16 protein-coding genes and 1 pseudogene are annotated in these 15,506 nt (G+C 64.8%); 1 reads left to right on the top strand and 16 read right to left on the bottom strand.

The features are described 5' to 3' along the window. Positions 1-4 precede the first annotated feature (4 nt). The 15 genes from trbE to SPYCW_RS07270 form a co-directional block, all read right to left on the bottom strand. On the bottom strand, positions 5-2,452 hold the full coding sequence (gene trbE / locus SPYCW_RS07340; protein ID WP_120216245.1) for a conjugal transfer protein TrbE: 2,448 nt from the start codon (positions 2,450-2,452) through the stop codon (positions 5-7). Between the two features lie 14 nt (positions 2,453-2,466). Next, on the bottom strand, positions 2,467-2,748 hold the full coding sequence (locus tag SPYCW_RS07335; RefSeq protein ID WP_113480799.1) for a VirB3 family type IV secretion system protein: 282 nt from the start codon (positions 2,746-2,748) through the stop codon (positions 2,467-2,469). Further along, positions 2,748-3,080, bottom strand: a complete 333-nt coding sequence (locus SPYCW_RS07330; RefSeq protein ID WP_120216244.1) for a TrbC/VirB2 family protein — start codon at positions 3,078-3,080, stop codon at positions 2,748-2,750. Before SPYCW_RS07330 ends, SPYCW_RS07335 begins: the two co-directional genes overlap by 1 nt. After that, positions 3,077-4,060: a P-type conjugative transfer ATPase TrbB gene (trbB, locus tag SPYCW_RS07325; protein WP_120216243.1), complete on the bottom strand. Its 984-nt coding sequence runs from the start codon at positions 4,058-4,060 to the stop codon at positions 3,077-3,079. The genes SPYCW_RS07330 and trbB overlap by 4 nt, the downstream gene beginning before the upstream one ends. Before the next feature lie 170 nt (positions 4,061-4,230). After that, on the bottom strand, positions 4,231-4,677 hold the full coding sequence (locus SPYCW_RS07320; RefSeq protein ID WP_120216242.1) for a CopG family transcriptional regulator: 447 nt from the start codon (positions 4,675-4,677) through the stop codon (positions 4,231-4,233). A 4-nt stretch (positions 4,678-4,681) separates the two neighbouring features. Further along, a complete protein-coding gene (locus SPYCW_RS07315) occupies positions 4,682-6,673 on the bottom strand; it encodes a conjugal transfer protein TraG (RefSeq protein WP_120216241.1) in 1,992 nt (663 codons plus the stop codon). Between the two features lie 26 nt (positions 6,674-6,699). Continuing rightward, the gene (locus SPYCW_RS07310; RefSeq protein WP_120216240.1) at positions 6,700-8,439 is read right to left on the bottom strand and encodes a relaxase/mobilization nuclease domain-containing protein; all 1,740 of its coding nucleotides are present in this window, start codon (positions 8,437-8,439) and stop codon (positions 6,700-6,702) included. Between the two features lie 243 nt (positions 8,440-8,682). Then, positions 8,683-9,396 (bottom strand): lytic transglycosylase domain-containing protein, encoded by a 714-nt coding sequence (locus SPYCW_RS07305; RefSeq protein WP_232014867.1) that lies wholly within the window; start codon positions 9,394-9,396, stop codon positions 8,683-8,685. Between the two features lie 69 nt (positions 9,397-9,465). Next, positions 9,466-9,891 (bottom strand): DUF736 domain-containing protein, encoded by a 426-nt coding sequence (locus tag SPYCW_RS07300; protein ID WP_443029460.1) that lies wholly within the window; start codon positions 9,889-9,891, stop codon positions 9,466-9,468. After that, positions 9,870-10,415 carry a S26 family signal peptidase gene (locus SPYCW_RS07295; protein ID WP_120216238.1) on the bottom strand — a complete coding sequence of 182 codons (546 nt, stop codon included), beginning with the start codon at positions 10,413-10,415 and terminating at the stop codon, positions 9,870-9,872. The genes SPYCW_RS07300 and SPYCW_RS07295 overlap by 22 nt, the downstream gene beginning before the upstream one ends. Next, positions 10,412-10,894 carry a DUF2840 domain-containing protein gene (locus SPYCW_RS07290; RefSeq protein WP_120218165.1) on the bottom strand — a complete coding sequence of 161 codons (483 nt, stop codon included), beginning with the start codon at positions 10,892-10,894 and terminating at the stop codon, positions 10,412-10,414. Before SPYCW_RS07290 ends, SPYCW_RS07295 begins: the two co-directional genes overlap by 4 nt. A 35-nt stretch (positions 10,895-10,929) precedes the next feature. Beyond that, the gene (locus tag SPYCW_RS07285) at positions 10,930-11,181 is read right to left on the bottom strand and encodes a hypothetical protein (RefSeq protein ID WP_120216237.1); all 252 of its coding nucleotides are present in this window, start codon (positions 11,179-11,181) and stop codon (positions 10,930-10,932) included. Next, positions 11,178-11,831 carry a ParA family partition ATPase gene (gene parA, locus SPYCW_RS07280; protein ID WP_120216236.1) on the bottom strand — a complete coding sequence of 218 codons (654 nt, stop codon included), beginning with the start codon at positions 11,829-11,831 and terminating at the stop codon, positions 11,178-11,180. Before parA ends, SPYCW_RS07285 begins: the two co-directional genes overlap by 4 nt. Next, positions 11,828-12,892: a replication initiator protein A gene (locus SPYCW_RS07275; RefSeq protein WP_232014866.1), complete on the bottom strand. Its 1,065-nt coding sequence runs from the start codon at positions 12,890-12,892 to the stop codon at positions 11,828-11,830. Before SPYCW_RS07275 ends, parA begins: the two co-directional genes overlap by 4 nt. Before the next feature lie 114 nt (positions 12,893-13,006). After that, on the bottom strand, positions 13,007-13,288 hold the full coding sequence (locus tag SPYCW_RS07270) for a helix-turn-helix transcriptional regulator (RefSeq protein WP_113480787.1): 282 nt from the start codon (positions 13,286-13,288) through the stop codon (positions 13,007-13,009). Between the two features lie 801 nt (positions 13,289-14,089). Between SPYCW_RS07270 and SPYCW_RS07265 the strand changes: the two are divergent. Continuing rightward, positions 14,090-14,871 (top strand): annotated as a pseudogene (locus SPYCW_RS07265) (IS5 family transposase). Here the strand turns inward: SPYCW_RS07265 and SPYCW_RS07260 are convergent. After that, positions 14,839-15,384, bottom strand: coding sequence for a hypothetical protein (locus SPYCW_RS07260; RefSeq protein WP_197715664.1), 546 nt, complete (start codon positions 15,382-15,384; stop codon positions 14,839-14,841). The pseudogene SPYCW_RS07265 and the gene SPYCW_RS07260 sit on opposite strands and share 33 nt — an antisense overlap. Positions 15,385-15,506: the final 122 nt, after the last annotated feature.

The raw sequence follows: 15,506 nt of genomic DNA, 5'->3' as shown, positions 1-15,506 counted from the left end.
GTCTCTACTCCTTCTCAGGCTGGGGGATGAGGTTCGTCAGGTCGGGGATGAGATCCGCGGCCCACCCGGCGCCGCGCAGACGTAGCCAGGCGGAGAGGAAGCCCTCGCGGCCATGCTCGGCGACGGTGCGCCCGATCTCGGACTGGTCGGTCTTGGAGGAGGCGGCCGCGAGGGCGAGGCCGACTTCGGACAGGCCCAGCTCGAACAGGCGATTGCCGCGCCGCGACTGGCAGTAATAATCCCGCTTGGGCGTGGCGCGGGCGAGGATCTCGATCTGGCGGTCGTTGAGCCCGAAGCGCCGATAGATCGCGGTGATCTGCGGCTCGATCGCGCGTTCGTTCGGCAGCAGCAATCGCGTCGGGCAGCTCTCGATGATGGCGGGGGCGATGCCGCTGTTGTCGATGTCCGACAGCGACTGCGTGGCGAAGATGACACTGGCGTTCTTCTTGCGCAGGGTCTTCAGCCACTCGCGCAGTTGCCCGGAGAAAGCGTCGTCATCGAGCGCGAGCCAGCCCTCGTCGATGATGAGCAGGGTCGGCCGCCCGTCGAAGCGATCGCCAATGCGATGGAAGAGATAGGAGAGCACGGCGGGCGCGGCGCCGGTCCCGACCAGTCCCTCGATCTCGAACGCCTGCACCGATGCTGCGCCGAGATGTTCGGCTTCCGCATCGAGCAGCCGGCCATAGGCGCCGCCGACGCAATAGGGCCGCAGCGCCTGCTTCAGGTCGTTTGATTGCAGCAACACCGTGAGGCCGGTGATGGTGCGCTCCTCGATCGGGGCCGAGGCCAGTGAGGTGAGCGCCGTCCAGAGATGCTCTTTCACATCCGGCGTGATGGCGATGCCTTCGCGGATCAGGATCGCGGCGATCCAGTCGGCCGCCCAGCCGCGTTCCGGCGTGTCGTGAATGCGCGCGAGCGGTTGCAGCGAGATCGAGGACTCCACGCCATCGGTGAGGTCGCCGCCGAGATCATGCCAATCCCCGCCCATGGCGAGCACGGCGGCGCGGATCGAGCCGCCGAAGTCGAAGGCAAAGACCTGCGAATTGACGTAGCGGCGGAATTGCAAGGCCATGACGGCGAGCAGTACGGATTTGCCCGCGCCGGTGGGGCCGACGACGAGCGTATGGCCGACGTCGCCGACATGCAGGGAAAACCGGAACGGGGTAGAGCCCTCGGTCTTGCCGAACAGCAAGGGGGGCGACCCGAAATGCTCGTCCCGTTCCGGCCCCGCCCACACCGCCGAAAGCGGGATCATGTGGGCGAGATTCAGCGTCGAGATGGGGGGCTGGCGCACATTGGCGTAAACGTGCCCTGGCAATGACCCCAACCAGGCATCGACGGCATTGATGGTTTCGGTCATGGCCGTGAAGTCACGGCCTTGAATGACCTTCTCGACGAGCCGCAGTTTCTCGTCGGCGATGCGTGGATCGTCGTCCCAGACCGCGACCGTGGCGGTCACATAAGCCTGGCCGGCAAAGTCGGCGCCGAGTTCCTGAAGAGCGAGGTCTGCATCGGCAGCCTTGTTGGAAGCGTCGGTATCGACCAGCGCGGACGCTTCGTTGGTCATTACCTCCTTGAGGATCGCCGCGATCGATTTGCGCTTGGCGAACCATTGTCGCCGAATCTTGGTCAGCAGCTTGGTCGCGTCGGTCTTGTCGAGCAGGATCGCGCGTGTCGACCAGCGGTAGGGAAAGGCGAGACGATTGAGATCGTCGAGGATGCCGGGCGTGGTCACGGTCGGAAAGCCGACGATGGTGAGAATGCGCAGATGGGCCGTTCCGAGACGCGGCTCGAGGCCGCCGGTCAGCGGCTGATCGGCGAGCAGCGCATCGAGATAGATCGGGGTTTCCGGCACGCGGACGCGGTGCCGCTTGGTCGAAACTGTCGAATGGAGATAGGTCAGCGTCTCGCTGCTATCGAGCCAGGCGCATTCGGGCATGAAGCCGTCGAGCAGCGCGAGCACGCGATCGGTACGATCGATGAATGTGTTGAGGACCTCCTTCGGATCGATGCCGCCGCGCTCGCGTCCCTCGTAGAGCCAAGCCTCTGTGCGTGCGGCGTCTTCGGCCGGCGGCAGATAGGTGACGGTGAGGTAGTAGCCGGAGATGTAGTGCGCGCCGGCTTCCTCGAAATCGGCCTTGCGCTCGGCATCGAGGAGGGCCGCGGCGGCGTCGGGAAACAGGCTGGACGGATAGGTCGATGCTTCGTGGCGCTGCGCCTCGACGAAGATCGCCCAGCCCGAACCGAGCCGGCGGAATGCGTTGTTGAGCCGCCCGGCGACGGCGACCAGCTCGGCCGCGACGGCGGAATCCAGGTCGGGACCACGGAAGCGCGCCGTGCGCTGGAAGCTCCCGTCCTTGTTAAGGGCCACGCCTTCGGCGACGAGCGCAGCCCAGGGCAGATAGTCCGAGAGACGGGCTGCGGTGCGGCGATATTCGGCAAGGTTCATCATCGCGATGTGCCTCCTCAGACGGACAGGTGAGCGGGAATGCGCAGATGACGGCGGCCGACCTCTACGAAGAGCGGATCGCGCTTCGCCGCCCAGACTGCCGCGAAGTGGCCGATGGCCCAGATGGCGAGGCCAACGAGCCAAAGGCGCAGGCCGAGACCCACAGCCCCGGCCAGCGTGCCATTCAGGATGGCAATGCTCCTCGGTGCGCCGCCGAGCAGGATGTGCTCGGTTAGCGCCCGGTGGACCTGGATCGTGAAACCCGGCACGGCGTCGAGCTGCTCAAAGCTCGTTGCCATCAGACGAGCGCCCCGCCGCCGAACGAGAAGAACGACAGGAAGAACGAGCTGGCCGCAAACGCGATCGACAGGCCGAAGACGATCTGGATCAGCTTGCGAAAGCCGCCCGAGGTGTCGCCGAACGCCAACGCCAGGCCGGTGGCGATGATGATGATGACGGCGACGATCTTGGCGACCGGCCCCTCGATGGATTCGAGAATTTTCTGAAGCGGGGCTTCCCATGGCATGGACGAGCCGGAGGCATGGGCGGCGGGGACGAGGACGAGATTGATATAGGTAAAGGCGACCGCCGCCGCGATGACGCGGCGAGCGCGCAGGGTGGTGAGGATCATTTAGGGTCTCCTGTGCTGGCGGGGTGTGCGGGGACGACGCGGTAGTCGCCGTCGGGGCCGAGCCCTTCGACGCGGGTGAGTTCGGCCAGCCGGCGTGCGGAGCCGCGACCCGACAGGACGGCCACGATGTCGATGGTCTCGGCAATCAGCGCGCGCGGGACGGTGACGACGGCCTCTTGAATGAGTTGTTCGAGGCGTCGTAGCGCTCCGATTCCGGTGCCGGCATGGATCGTCCCGATTCCACCCGGATGGCCGGTGCCCCAGGCTTTGAGGAGGTCGAGGGCTTCCGCCCCGCGCACCTCGCCGATGGGGATGCGATCGGGGCGCAGACGCAGCGAGGATCGGACCAGCTCGGAGAGCGTGGCGACGCCCTCTTTGGTCCGCATGGCGACGAGGTTGGGTGCGGCACATTGCAGCTCGCGCGTGTCCTCGATGATGACGACGCGATCGGATGATTTCGCGACCTCGGCGAGGAGCGCATTGGTGAGCGTGGTCTTGCCGGTGGAGGTGCCGCCCGCGACAAGGATGTTGGCGCGCGAGACGACCGCCGTGCGCAGCGTCGCGGCCTGGTCGGCATTCATGATGCCGGCTGCCACATAGTTATCGAGCGTGAAGACCGCGACGGCAGGCTTGCGGATGGCGAAGGTTGGCGCGGCGACAACGGGCGGCAGCAGGCCCTCGAACCGCTCGCCGGTCTCGGGCAGTTCGGCCGAGACGCGCGGGCTGCGCGGGTGGACCTCGGCGCCGACATGGTGCGCGACGAGGCGCACGATGCGTTCGCCATCGGCGGCGGACAGCCGCTCTCCCGTATCGGCAAGGCCCTCCGACAGTCGATCCACCCAGAGGCGACCGTCCGGGTTCAACATCACCTCGACGACGGATGGGTCTTCGAGCAGATGGGTGATGGTCGAACCGAGCGCCGTGCGCAGCATTCGCGCACCACGCGCGAGAGCTTCCGGCTTCTGGCTGGTTGTGGTCATTTCTGCCCCGCTTCCTGACGGGGCAAAACAGATGGTCCCCGGATCGGGGTGATTAAAAGAGCCCGGAAACGGATCGGTTCAACAAGTATCGGTCGTCGTAGTAGCGTGGCGTGCAAATACAGGAGAACGGCGGTGAGGCGCTGCTCTTGATCCCGGGCCAGCGGATTCTATCAACCGCTCGCCGTCTCTCCCGTCGGCGATTCGCCTACATCTTCGACGATCTCCTGCCGGAGCTTCGGCCCTTGCGCCAATCGACGTCCAAGCGCCGTGATGAAAGCCTCGTAGCGCTTCCCGACCATGGCCCGCGCGGCCTGGGCGGCGGTCTCGGGCAGTGCCGGCGTCGTGGTGAGCCAGAACCGGATGAACACGGCCATGGTCTCGACGGAGATTCCGACATCGCGCTCCATGCGCGTGAGGCGGCGGTCGATCTGGTCGAGGCGTTTGGCGACGACGGCCTCCCGCCGCTGCGCATCGTCCGGCGACAGGAAGGACGCGATGGCCGCCTCGGCGATCAGGGAGAGCGATTGTTCGCGCCGCGCGGCATAGTCGGTGAGCATCGCCATGATGTCGGGGTCGAGATAGACGGAGATTTGCACCTTTTTCTTGCGGCTAGTCATGATGCTACAGTTCCATGCCGTCATTGGGATCGAGCGAGACCTGGCGGGCAACGCCGCCCATCGCGCGAGTCAGGCGCTGATTGCGTGCGGCGTCATCCTCAGTGTCATCGGGCAGACCGAACTCGAATTCGTTGTCGATCGGCGCCATCTTCTCGACGGGCTTCACCCGGCTGAGTTCAGGCTGATGGCGACGCTCGGACTCAGTCGAATCTTCTTCCTCGTCGGAGATGACCGTTGGGTCGGCGCTGTCGCTCGTGTCCGGGCGAGCCGGGATCCGCAGCCTGCTCCAGTCGTCCGGTCGACCTTCGGCGGGCCGTGCCAGTTCAGGTGGCGGCAGGATGCGTTCCTTGAAGCGGACATCCTCGTAGTAGCGCGCCTTCTTCGCCCGGATCGGCGGCGTTCCGGCGACCATGACGATCTCGTCGGTCGGCGGCAGTTGCATGATTTCGCCGGGTGTCAGCAACTGGCGCGCGGTCTCCGAGCGCGACACCATCAGGTGGCCGAGCCAGGGTGAAAGCCGATGGCCGGCGTAATTCTTCATCGCCTTCATCTCGGTCGCTGTCCCGAGGGCATCGGAGACACGCTTGGCGGTACGTTCGTCGTTGGTGGCGAACGAAACGCGGACATGGCAGTTGTCGAGGATCGAGTTGTTGGGGCCATAAGCCTTCTCGATCTGGTTCAGCGACTGCGCGATCAGGAAGCTTTTGAGGCCGTAGCCTGCCATGAACGCCAGCGCGCTCTCGAAGAAATCGAGACGGCCGAGCGCGGGAAATTCGTCGAGCATGAGCAGTATCCGATGACGCCCCGCCTTTGCCTGCAAATCCTCGGTGAGCCGGCGACCAACCTGATTAAGGATCAGGCGGATGAGCGGCTTGGTGCGGTTGATGTCGGAGGGCGGCACGACGAGGTAGAGGGTGGTCGGAAGCTTGCCACCCACCATGTCGTTGATCCGCCAATCGCAGCGCCGTGTCACCTCGGCCACGACAGGATCGCGGTAGAGGCCGAGAAACGACATGGCGGTGCTGAGCACGCCGGACCGTTCGTTGTCGGATTTGTTCAGCAACTCACGCGCGGCGCTGGCAATGACCGGGTGCGGTCCCGCTTCGCCGAGGTGGCTGGTCTTCATCATCGCGTCGAGGGTCGACTCGATCGGGCGCTTCGGATCGGAGAGGAAGGCGGCGACACCGGCGAGCGTCTTGTCGTCCTCGGCATAGAGGACGTGCAGGATCGCGCCGACCAGCAGGGCGTGACTGGTCTTTTCCCAGTGGTTTCGCTTTTCGAGCGACCCTTCGGGATCGACGAGGATGTCGGCGATGTTCTGGACGTCGCGGACTTCCCACTCGCCGCGCCGCACCTCGAGCAGCGGATTATAGGCTGACGATTTCGGGTTGGTCGGATCGAACAGCAGCACGCGGCCATGTCGGGCGCGAAAGCCTGCGGTGAGCTGCCAGTTTTCCCCTTTGATGTCGTGGACGATGGCCGAGCCCGGCCAGGTTAGCAGTGACGGTACGACCAGGCCGACGCCCTTGCCCGACCGCGTCGGCGCGAAACACAGGACATGCTCGGGTCCGTCATGGCGCAGATAGTCGCGGTCATAGCGGCCGAGCACGACGCCATCGGGATTGAGCAAGCCCGCCGACTTCACTTCCTCCTTTTCAGCCCATCGCGCGGAGCCGTAGGTCGCGGCGTTCTTCGCTTCGCGTGCGCGCCAGACTGACATGCCGATGGCGACGGCGACGGCGATGAAGCCGCCCGACGCCGCGATCATCCCGCCCTTGGCGAAAACTTCCGGCGCATAGGCGTCATAGAAATACCACCACCAGAAGAAGGCCGGCGGATAGTAGATCGGCACGCCCAGGAGGACGAACCAAGGCGCACCGAGCTGAGCCTGGAAGCCGAGGCTCCATGCCACATATTGCGTTGCCGCCCAGGTGGTGAGCAGCACGATCAGGAAGACGACGGCGATCTGCCCCCAGAGGATTTTGGTCGCGGACATTGCGGCGGTCCTTTCTTGTCAGGTGATTAGAGGCCGAGCCCCCGCTTGCGGCCGAAACTCCAGTCGACGCCGCCGTCGCCGCGGGCGACGCCGGAGACGTGCTTGCCAAGCTGGCTTTCGAGGGACGGCGACCAGGGCACGAGCTGGAACCCAAGACCGTCATCGATCATGGCGAAGCGGCCGGATGCGAGGGTCAGGCGCTGGCGATAGGCGCCGGCGACGTATTCGCCATTGCCGGCCGGCTTGAACGGTTGGCCCGTTTCCTTCGCCAGCTTATCGGCCACGGCACCGACCTCGCGGCGGCGAAGCGTATCGATCAGGTTGCGGGTGAAGATGACGCGCCGGCCCTGTCGCTCGGCGAGACCTTCGCCGACCAGATGGTCCGCGCGTTGCTGCATCGCCTGCCGCACCTCGGCGCCGAAGCCGCCATCCGCCATGGCGATGGGCTCGCGGGCGATGGATTGTCGGTCGAGCCAGGTCGCGCCGGTGGCGCTCACTTGATGCTGGAGATCGAGATCTGAACGGACGGCGAGCGCCACGCGGCGTTCGTCGCGCGCATCCTCGAAGGTGCGCAACTCGACGATCGAACCCGGCGCGCTGTCGCCCGCCGCGTCGAGATGCGGCAGGCGAATATGATGGGTCCGGCCATCGACGCCATCGACCACGGCATAGGCAGTCCCCTTCAGCTCGTCGTCGAGGCCGCGTTCGACCAGGCGGCCGATGACGGGAGTATCGAGGCTTTCGCCAGCCAGGACGTAGTTTGCCGAGCCGCGTTCGATGCCGCGTTCCGTGAGCGCGCGGTGCAGCCGCTTGATGATGTCGCCGCGCTCGCCAAGTTCGCGCAGGACCGTTTCGGCTTCGGGTTTGATGAACCATTGCCCAGGACCGGCCTGTCCGGCGATGCCAAACACTTCCAGCCTGCGCAGCCGCCCGACTTTCAGGGTATGGAATTCGTCGGGCTGGCGGTCGGCATGCGGAGCAAGATCGATGATGCCGGATTTGCCGGCGTCGCGGACGAGCTGCCGGTCGAGCTGCGTCCAGCGCTCCGCCTCGATCTGGCGCTCGAGAGCGCGGCGGATGTCGAGATCGGTGCGTGGCCCCAGTTCCTGGGTGATGAAGTCGCGCGCTCGGTCGCGCATGCCTTCCTTGATGTAGTCGCGGGAAATCACGAGGTCCTGGCTGTCGTCGCGGACGCCGCGCACGATCAGGTGGATGTGAGGATGCTCGGTGTTCCAGTGATCGACCGCGACCCAATCGAGCCGCGTATCGAGGTCCTTCTCGATCTGGCCGACCAGATCGCGGGTGAAGGACTTCAGGTCCGACATCTCCACGGCGTCGTCCGGCGAGACGATGAAGCGGAAATGATGACGGTCGTCCTCACACCGCTGGGCGAAACTGCGCCCGTCCGCTTCCTCCGTGCCCGGCCCGAACAGCCGCGCCTTTTCTCCATCCCGGGTCACGCCATCGCGGCGCAGATAATCGAGATGCGTGCCGAGCGGTGCAACACGGCCGGAGTGCCGGACGACACGGGCCTTGATGACCGCGCCGCGTGTGCGCGCCGTGATCAGGCGGTTCGCCTGGATGCTGGCGCGCTGTCCTCGGCCAAAGCGCGAGCGACTGGCGGAGGTGATGCGCCCGGAACGCGAGACGCCGCCGCCGGCCTTTTTCGCCGCGGCGAGCGCCTGCGCGATGAATGGGCGGGCCGATTGCGCGCGTCTCGAGCGGATGCGCCCAGGCCGAACGCGAAACTCGTGGTCATCGGCCATGACGCGAGCCCGCAATGTGCGAAAATCCGCGCTGATACAGGATGTTGGGCGTCCAGCGCACATTGCGCCAGCGCGTGGCAACGTGCGGAGCGCGCCGGAAACCTGAGCAAAAACAACCGCCCGACCGACGCACAATGTGCGGCCTTTTATCCTGCCATCGTACGGTTGTTCTGCCTGCCTCCCTCCGTTGCGCTCTCCATGTTGCGCTGGGCCACGATAGAGCGCGAAAGACGCTTGCGGGGCTCATTGTGGCGCTCCCTGGTCGGAACGAGCGACGACGAGGGGCGCATTCGACCTGTCGATGGCATCGGGCGAACCCGCCGCGACGGAGGCGCGGCTATCGTCCGGATGCGTGTTGCCCGGCGGTGAAACGACTGAACCGGCGGCGGTGGAACGCACGACGAAAAGCGGCGCCTCGCGCCAATCGGGTGGCGGTGGCGGCGCAATGGACGGAGCGCTCGATGGCGACGTCGCGTCAAGCTGCGGAGCGAGCAGCGCGACGTAAGCGCGCGTTTCGGCCGGAAGTGTACGGCCCCTTTGAATGTAGTCGTCGTAGCGCGCCGGACCTGCATTGTAGGCGGCCAGCATCGCCGGGATGTTGCCGTAGCGGTCGTACATTTCGCGCAGGTAAGCCGTGCCCGCGTGAATGTTATCGCGCGGGTCATAAGGATCGCGGCCGAAGCCATAGCGCGCACGAAGCTCGGTCCATGTGGCGGGCATGACTTGCATCAGCCCCTGTGCGCCGGCCGACGATATCGCCCGCACATCGCCCGCGCTTTCGGCGCGCTTGACGGCGATGATCCAGTGCTCGGGAATGCCGAAGCGCTGGGAGGCTTCGACCACGAAGGCTGCGTGCGGATCGAGGGAGACAGTGCGTGCCGCCGGTGCTGACTGCGCGAGAGCCGTGCCGGTCGCGCCGGCCGCGAGGGCCAGGCCGGAAAGGAGAAGGAGAGCCATGCGCCGGGCGGCGTGATGCCGCCCATGCGCACTCCGATGGCTCGTCGATGGACGGCGAGCGGGCATCGGTCAGTCCTTCTCGGCGCGGTCGCGCGGACGCGACCAGTGCAGCGACCAGGAGGTCTTGTCGTCGCCGTTCTGGAAGAGATTGGCGCGGATCGGCTGCGGGAATGTAGGATCGTCGAGCTGGATCGAGACGAAGTCGCCGGCCTTGTCGCTGGAGCGTTTCCAGCCCGCGCCGATCTCTGGGCCTTCCTCGCTCTCGGCGTGAACGCGGTAGTCCGGCGCGTTCTCGGTTTCGCTCGCCTCCGCCGTCACGATAGCGACGGCAATGTCGAGGCTGAGCGTGCGTATGCGCCCGGAATAGCCGGTCTTCAGCTTCGTGAATTCTCCAATCTGTGTCATGCGGATCTCCTGTCGATTGTGCTGCGGTGATGAGATCGGCGGCGGTGCAAGCGCCGCTGGTCGCGCGCTCACCGCGTCGGCGCGCGCCATTCGAAGCGGCCGTTTCCTTCTTCGTCGGTCCACAGCGGGACCGCGCGGCCGATGATCTGGTCAGTGGAGGTCTGGCCGAAGTAGCGACCGTCGAGACTGTCGCGGACCTCCCAGTTCATGAGGAAGACTTCGCCGGAGTGGATGCGGCGGCAGCCCTGCCAGACAGGCAGATCGCGTCCGATGCGATCCTGCTCCAGCGCCGCGCCGACCTCGATGCCATCGATGGTGATGGTGAGGTTCGAGCGGCAAACTGTCTGCCCGGAGGTGCCGAGGACGCGCTTGAGGAGCGGCACGCCCTTGGGCAGATAGCCGCGTGTCGCGAGAAAGGTCGCGAGTGGCTCGGGAACATCGACAGCGACGAGATCGGTGGCTTCGAACGGCCCGTCGAAGTCGATCGTGTAGAAGCCGATCGGCGCGCTGGCTGATGCGTTCCACATGAGCTTGATCGGCATCGGCGTGAGCGCCGGATAGCCGACGCCCATCGTGGCGAGCGCCGTGACGAGGAAGAGGCCGGGGCGCGTCACGGTTGGACCTTCCCGCGTAGGAGGAAGGCGCGGTGCTGTTCTGGCGTATAGGCGCGGGGCTGATGTCCGACCGCCATCTGGTTATGGACGTGCCGCCAGTGGTCCGGCGAAACGGCGTCCGCATCGATGCCGATGGCTTCAATGGCGTCGACATGGCGCAGCACGTCTTCGACCTTTGGCCAGCCCTCGATCTTGAGCAGTATCTCGCCGCCCGGCCGCACGAAGGGCAGCGTCTGGTGCGGCTCACCCGGTTCGACTGCGCGCACGATGTCGATGCGCGAGATGATGGTGCCGAAGTCGTTGCCTGCCCATCGCACGAAGGCAAAGACGGTGTTGGGCCGGAAGGAAACGACACGCCGGCGGCGGTCGAGGACCTGCTCGTGCGCCTCGTGGCCGAACCTGATCCAGTATTCGATCTTCTTTTCGATCCACGTCAGTTCGACATCGGTCATGTCGTCGTGGGAGAGCGCTGACGGCATCGTGCCGCGGCGCTCGCGGAGGGGCGCGACGCTGGTCACGAGGGGTCTCCTTGGGTCGGTGAGAATTCGCGCGCGAGGAGTTCGCGCAGCATGTCGGCGACGGTGACGCCGCGGCCGAAGGCGGTGATCTTGATCCGGCCGCGCAACTCGGGCGTCACGTCGATGGTGAGTCTGGCGGTGAACCCTGTGGCGTCGGGTGCGCGCGGCGTGCTTTCAGCGGCCTTGATCCATTGATCGGCATCGGCCGGCCGCGAGGCGAAACCGCGACGGGGGGATCGATCGTTCATGGTGCGCTCCCGTCGAGACGAAGACGGAGGAGTTCGTCGGCGAGTGCCGCGATTTCGCGGGCGGCCGATGTCGCGTCGTCGAGTTCGAAGGCCAAGCGACCGGTCTGCGCCGCAGCGGCGAAGACGATGCGCTGGCCGATGGTGGCGGCAAGAAGCGGCGGGTCGTGATCGGCCAGGGTCTCGGCCGTCTCCCGCGCAAGGATGGTACGCGCGCCGCAGCGATTGAGGACGAAGCGGGCGGCAAGCTCGGGGCGATAGATGCGCGCTTCCGAAAGCAGTGCCAGCATCTCAGCCGACGCCCAGCCGTCGAGCGGCGATGGCTGCACGGGGATCAGCACGAGATCGGCGGCGAGCAACGCGGAGCGCATGAGCCCGGCGACGCGCGGTGGTCCGTCTATGACAACGTGATCGACGTCTCGGGCCAGTTCGGGCGCTTCGCGGTGGAGCGTGTCGCGCGCCAGGCCGATGACACCGAAGAGGCGCGGCAGGCCCTCACGGCTGCGCTGCTCAGACCAGTCGAGTGCCGAGCCCTGCGGGTCCGCGTCGATCAGGGTGACACGCTTGCCGCGTTCGGCGAGTTCACCGGCGAGGTTGAGCGCCAACGTCGTCTTACCGACGCCGCCTTTCTGATTGAGGAACGCCACGATCATCGCGCACCTCCAGGCCGGGCACAGAGCGGAAGCTGATCGGTGGCGAGCGGCTCGCTTCCCTTCCGGCCTGCCTGGGCCGAAGAAGCGCCGAGAGCGGGTGCTTTGCCGGTGGCGCGGAGGTTCCTCGCGGCGGCGCGAATGAGGTTTTCCACATCGCGCGCGCGTTCTTCAGAGTTAGATTCTTGGTTAGACTCTAAGTTAGGGGCGCAATTTTGACCGTGATTTCTGGAGCTTAGGCCCGATTTGGGTTCCTGATAGCACGAGCATCGGGTTCCCGATGGCACGATAGTCCTGGTTCCCGATAGCACGAGGCCATCCACAGGTTTTCCACAGGCCGCCTGCGGCTCGAAGGCGAGAAGCGTGCGACCGCCGATCTCCACCTCGAGCGACAGGACGTAGCCGGGCAGCGGCTGACGCCGCACGATGTCGCGCAGCTCGAACGCGAAGCGTTTGAACGGGGACAGGCTACCGGATTTGAGGTGGAGATGGCGCAGCTCGAAACGCCAGCCGTCGCGCTGGCGGCCGCCATGCTTGCGCACGATGCGGTAGAGCCAGCGGTCGAGACCGCCGGTGAGTTGGAAATAGGCCGGATCGATGGTGAGGATGAGCGCGTCGTCGAGAACGGCTTTGTAGAACCAGTCGGGGACGATCAGCTCAATGCCGTCTGGCCGCCCGTATCGGTCGGTGCGTTCCTGCCATTCGTTGATCCACGAGAAGCGGTGTCGCCGTCCCTCGGCAGGCTGACGGATCGAGGTCGAGATCGTTGTCGATTGCAGGCGGTCCAATGCGGCTTTGAGGCGCTGATAATCGCGCACGGACGTGCCGCGTCCGACATAGGTGAGGATTTCGTATGGCGTCGCCGCCATGAGACGAGAGGTGCGCAGACCTGTATCGCGAGCTTCGACGATCTGGCTGGCGGCCCAGATCAGGATGTCGGCATCCCAGATCGTGGCCATGCCATGATCGGGAACTGCCTCGACGCGGATCGAGATGCCGCCTGCGGCGAAGTCGATCGGCGCGATGCGGTGCGATTTGGAGAGGGAGAAGAAGGGATAGGCCATGAGATCCTGCGCATCTCGTGGCGCGAAGTCGCCAGGCAGCGCGCGAAACAGATCGAGTTGCCCACGCTCCGAAGGGTCGCGACACTGCACCACCATGAAAGGGGCCGACCGCGATCAGCGTGCGTATCGGCCGGCGATCTGACCGGTCGGTAGCGCCTGACGCTTCGCAGGCAGAACGGAGCCGCGCGGATCGGAGGTCGAGGTAACAGCACCGCGTGCTGCCCAGGTTTCGAGATCGTCGACCGAATAGACGACACGTCCGCCGAGTTTGCGGTACGCGGGGCCGGTCCCGTAGGTGCGATGCTTTTCGAGCGTGCGGGCGGACAGGCTGAGAAACTCGGCGGCTTCCTTGGTCCGCAGGTAGCGTGGCGGGATCGCGGCGATATCGGGTCGCATGGTGCGGGCCTCCGTGGGGTTGCTGGGGGCCGCTGGCGATCAGCGGCTGACAACGACCACGGTGGCGGAGAACCGTCGGCGGGAGGGATGGGGAGCTTGGGGTGGCTAAATTTCCCACCCCTGCCATTCTGACGGCTAGGTGTCAGCGGCACGCATGTTGGTCACCGCCGGGATAGCCGACCGGACAAAAATGGCCCGGCGTTGGAGGCTCCGGTATTGTCAGTGGTCACCGGAACGGCCAATGCACGCACTTCGGGAGCAGCTCTGCTAATCCTGAAACCGGTCGTTCGCCGTGCAACCCTCTCGGCGGCAGAGCGCCACTTCTCGCCGTTCAATTGAATTTTTCGTGTGCTTGGAGGCGGGCATTCCCCGGGCGACCACAATTTGATGCAACTGACCGGGGCTGGGACAAAACCGCCATCGAAAGAAATTTTGCCGAACGGCAGATTCAACAGAGAGCGGTCATTCCAGACAAAGCTAGGTTGCGCCGATCTACACGCTGATGGTTAGAAACGTGTGTTTGCTGGGCCTCCCCGAAATCTGAATGGCCAACTCAGCCAAGATATGGCATCAGAACACCGTGACGCGGGCTCCGCGCTTGCCGCATTTCGTGCACTTGAGCCGAGTCTTTAGGTCTTCCAGGCTCAATCCCGCTGCGACGTACCGTTTAAGGTCATTTTTGGTGAGGATCGCGGGCTTACGACAGAAGTATCCGGAGCCGCATCTTACTAGGCCGTGTTGACAAAAGGGATTCCCAATCGCGTCGACTTCTGATTCAAGACTGCTTTTTGAGGAGCAGTCATGGGTCGCGGGGATTTGTCGGAAGCGGAGTGGGATCTGATTGGGCCGCTGCTGCCGCCTGAGCGCGGTCGTTGGGCGCGGCCGGCGGGCGATAACCGGCGGTTCCTCAATGGAATGCTTCACGTGCTGCGGGTCGGCTGCCCCTGGCGCGACATGCACGAGCGCTACGGCAAGTGGAACTCGGTCTATGTCCGCTTCCGGCGCTGGGCCGAACAGGGTGTCTGGGATGCCCTGCTGCAAACACTGGTCGATCTGGGTCTAACCGACGACTGGCAACACATGATCGACAGCACCAGCGTTCGCGGCCACGTCTCGGCAGCGGGCGGAAAAGGGGGGCTTGTGCGAACGCTCTTGGTCGATCACGCGGCGGCTTTACGAGCAAAATCCACGCCCGCTGCGACAATCAAGGACTGCCTGTCGGCTTCATCCTGACCGGCGGCGAGGCTTCCGATTACACTGCTGCCGAACCGCTGATGGCGATCCCCGTCGCCACACCCAAGGCGCTGCTCGCGGACAAGGGATATGATGGTGATCGCTTCCGGGAAAGCCTGCTGGTCCGGGGCATCCTGCCGATCATCCCGCCTCGCTCGAACCGCAAGGTGCCAGAGCATCCCGACTATCGCCGCTACAAGGACCGCAACCGCGTCGAGCGCATGTTCGGCAAGCTAAAACAGCAACGACGCATTGCAACACGCTATGACAAAACCCTGCTCTCGTTCGAGAGCTTCCTCAACCTCGCCGCCATGCGACTATGGCTGAAATCTTTTGTCAACACGACCTAGCATCTCCAAGTCGTCTTCTATCCAGCCGCTCAGAGTGTCGGGCGACCTCGAAAGGCGTTCGATATCCGATCGCCACTGCTGGGTTTCGTCACTGTTCCAGTCGATCTGGATGGCGGCCGAGTTGGCCACGAACCGGTGCTTGCCCCTGTTTACAGTAGGCTCGTAGTCCTTGCCTTTATCCATAATGAGGTCGGCTTCGTAGAGGAACTCGCCATCCTTCTCGTAGGTGTAGTCGAAAAAGACTTGAATCAGATGTGGAGGATTCGTCTCGTCGCTTTTCTTTGTGATGTAGAGGCCCTGCGTCCCGCTGCCGTTCAAGTCCCGGCTGAATCTTATGCTAAGACCTCGGCAAAGTGAGAAGAAATAGCTGTGATCATGCATGGCCAGTGCCAATCTGGCTATGTCGTCGCACGTGATCTCCTGCATGGTAGGCCCATCATTCGGTAGCTTGATGGTTTCTCCCTGACGCACGCGCATGTCGCGGATGATCGGTTTGTCGGCGTACGCATCCATGATGTTTCCCGTGTTTGGTATCCAGTCGATCCCGTTTAGGGTTCGTTCGAATATTCGTCGATTCCCTACTGCGCATATGGCCGTGCATCAGAGGAGCGATTTCGTTCCGGCTTTATGCGTTA

The sequence above is a fragment of the Sphingopyxis sp. EG6 genome, from assembly GCF_003609815.1.
Lineage (GTDB): Bacteria > Pseudomonadota > Alphaproteobacteria > Sphingomonadales > Sphingomonadaceae > Sphingopyxis.
This window is presented reverse-complemented; position numbering and strand designations above follow the sequence as displayed.

Excerpts from the sequence above, each read along its gene's own strand:
- SPYCW_RS07330 (WP_120216244.1), bottom strand. The coding sequence starts at position 3,080 with ATGATCCTCACCACCCTGCGCGCTCGCCGCGTCATCGCGGCGGCGGTC.
- SPYCW_RS07260 (WP_197715664.1), bottom strand. The coding sequence starts at position 15,384 with ATGGATGCGTACGCCGACAAACCGATCATCCGCGACATGCGCGTGCGT.
- SPYCW_RS07300 (WP_443029460.1), bottom strand. The coding sequence starts at position 9,891 with ATGGCGCGCGCCGACGCGGTGAGCGCGCGACCAGCGGCGCTTGCACCG.
- SPYCW_RS07290 (WP_120218165.1), bottom strand. The coding sequence starts at position 10,894 with ATGCCGTCAGCGCTCTCCCACGACGACATGACCGATGTCGAACTGACG.
- trbB (WP_120216243.1), bottom strand. The coding sequence starts at position 4,060 with ATGACCACAACCAGCCAGAAGCCGGAAGCTCTCGCGCGTGGTGCGCGA.
- SPYCW_RS07275 (WP_232014866.1), bottom strand. The coding sequence starts at position 12,892 with ATGGCCTATCCCTTCTTCTCCCTCTCCAAATCGCACCGCATCGCGCCG.
- SPYCW_RS07270 (WP_113480787.1), bottom strand. The coding sequence starts at position 13,288 with ATGCGACCCGATATCGCCGCGATCCCGCCACGCTACCTGCGGACCAAG.
- SPYCW_RS07285 (WP_120216237.1), bottom strand. The coding sequence starts at position 11,181 with ATGAACGATCGATCCCCCCGTCGCGGTTTCGCCTCGCGGCCGGCCGAT.
- parA (WP_120216236.1), bottom strand. The coding sequence starts at position 11,831 with ATGATCGTGGCGTTCCTCAATCAGAAAGGCGGCGTCGGTAAGACGACG.
- SPYCW_RS07335 (WP_113480799.1), bottom strand. The coding sequence starts at position 2,748 with ATGGCAACGAGCTTTGAGCAGCTCGACGCCGTGCCGGGTTTCACGATC.
- SPYCW_RS07320 (WP_120216242.1), bottom strand. The coding sequence starts at position 4,677 with ATGACTAGCCGCAAGAAAAAGGTGCAAATCTCCGTCTATCTCGACCCC.
- SPYCW_RS07315 (WP_120216241.1), bottom strand. The coding sequence starts at position 6,673 with ATGTCCGCGACCAAAATCCTCTGGGGGCAGATCGCCGTCGTCTTCCTG.
- SPYCW_RS07305 (WP_232014867.1), bottom strand. The coding sequence starts at position 9,396 with ATGGCTCTCCTTCTCCTTTCCGGCCTGGCCCTCGCGGCCGGCGCGACC.
- trbE (WP_120216245.1), bottom strand. The coding sequence starts at position 2,452 with ATGATGAACCTTGCCGAATATCGCCGCACCGCAGCCCGTCTCTCGGAC.
- SPYCW_RS07310 (WP_120216240.1), bottom strand. The coding sequence starts at position 8,439 with ATGGCCGATGACCACGAGTTTCGCGTTCGGCCTGGGCGCATCCGCTCG.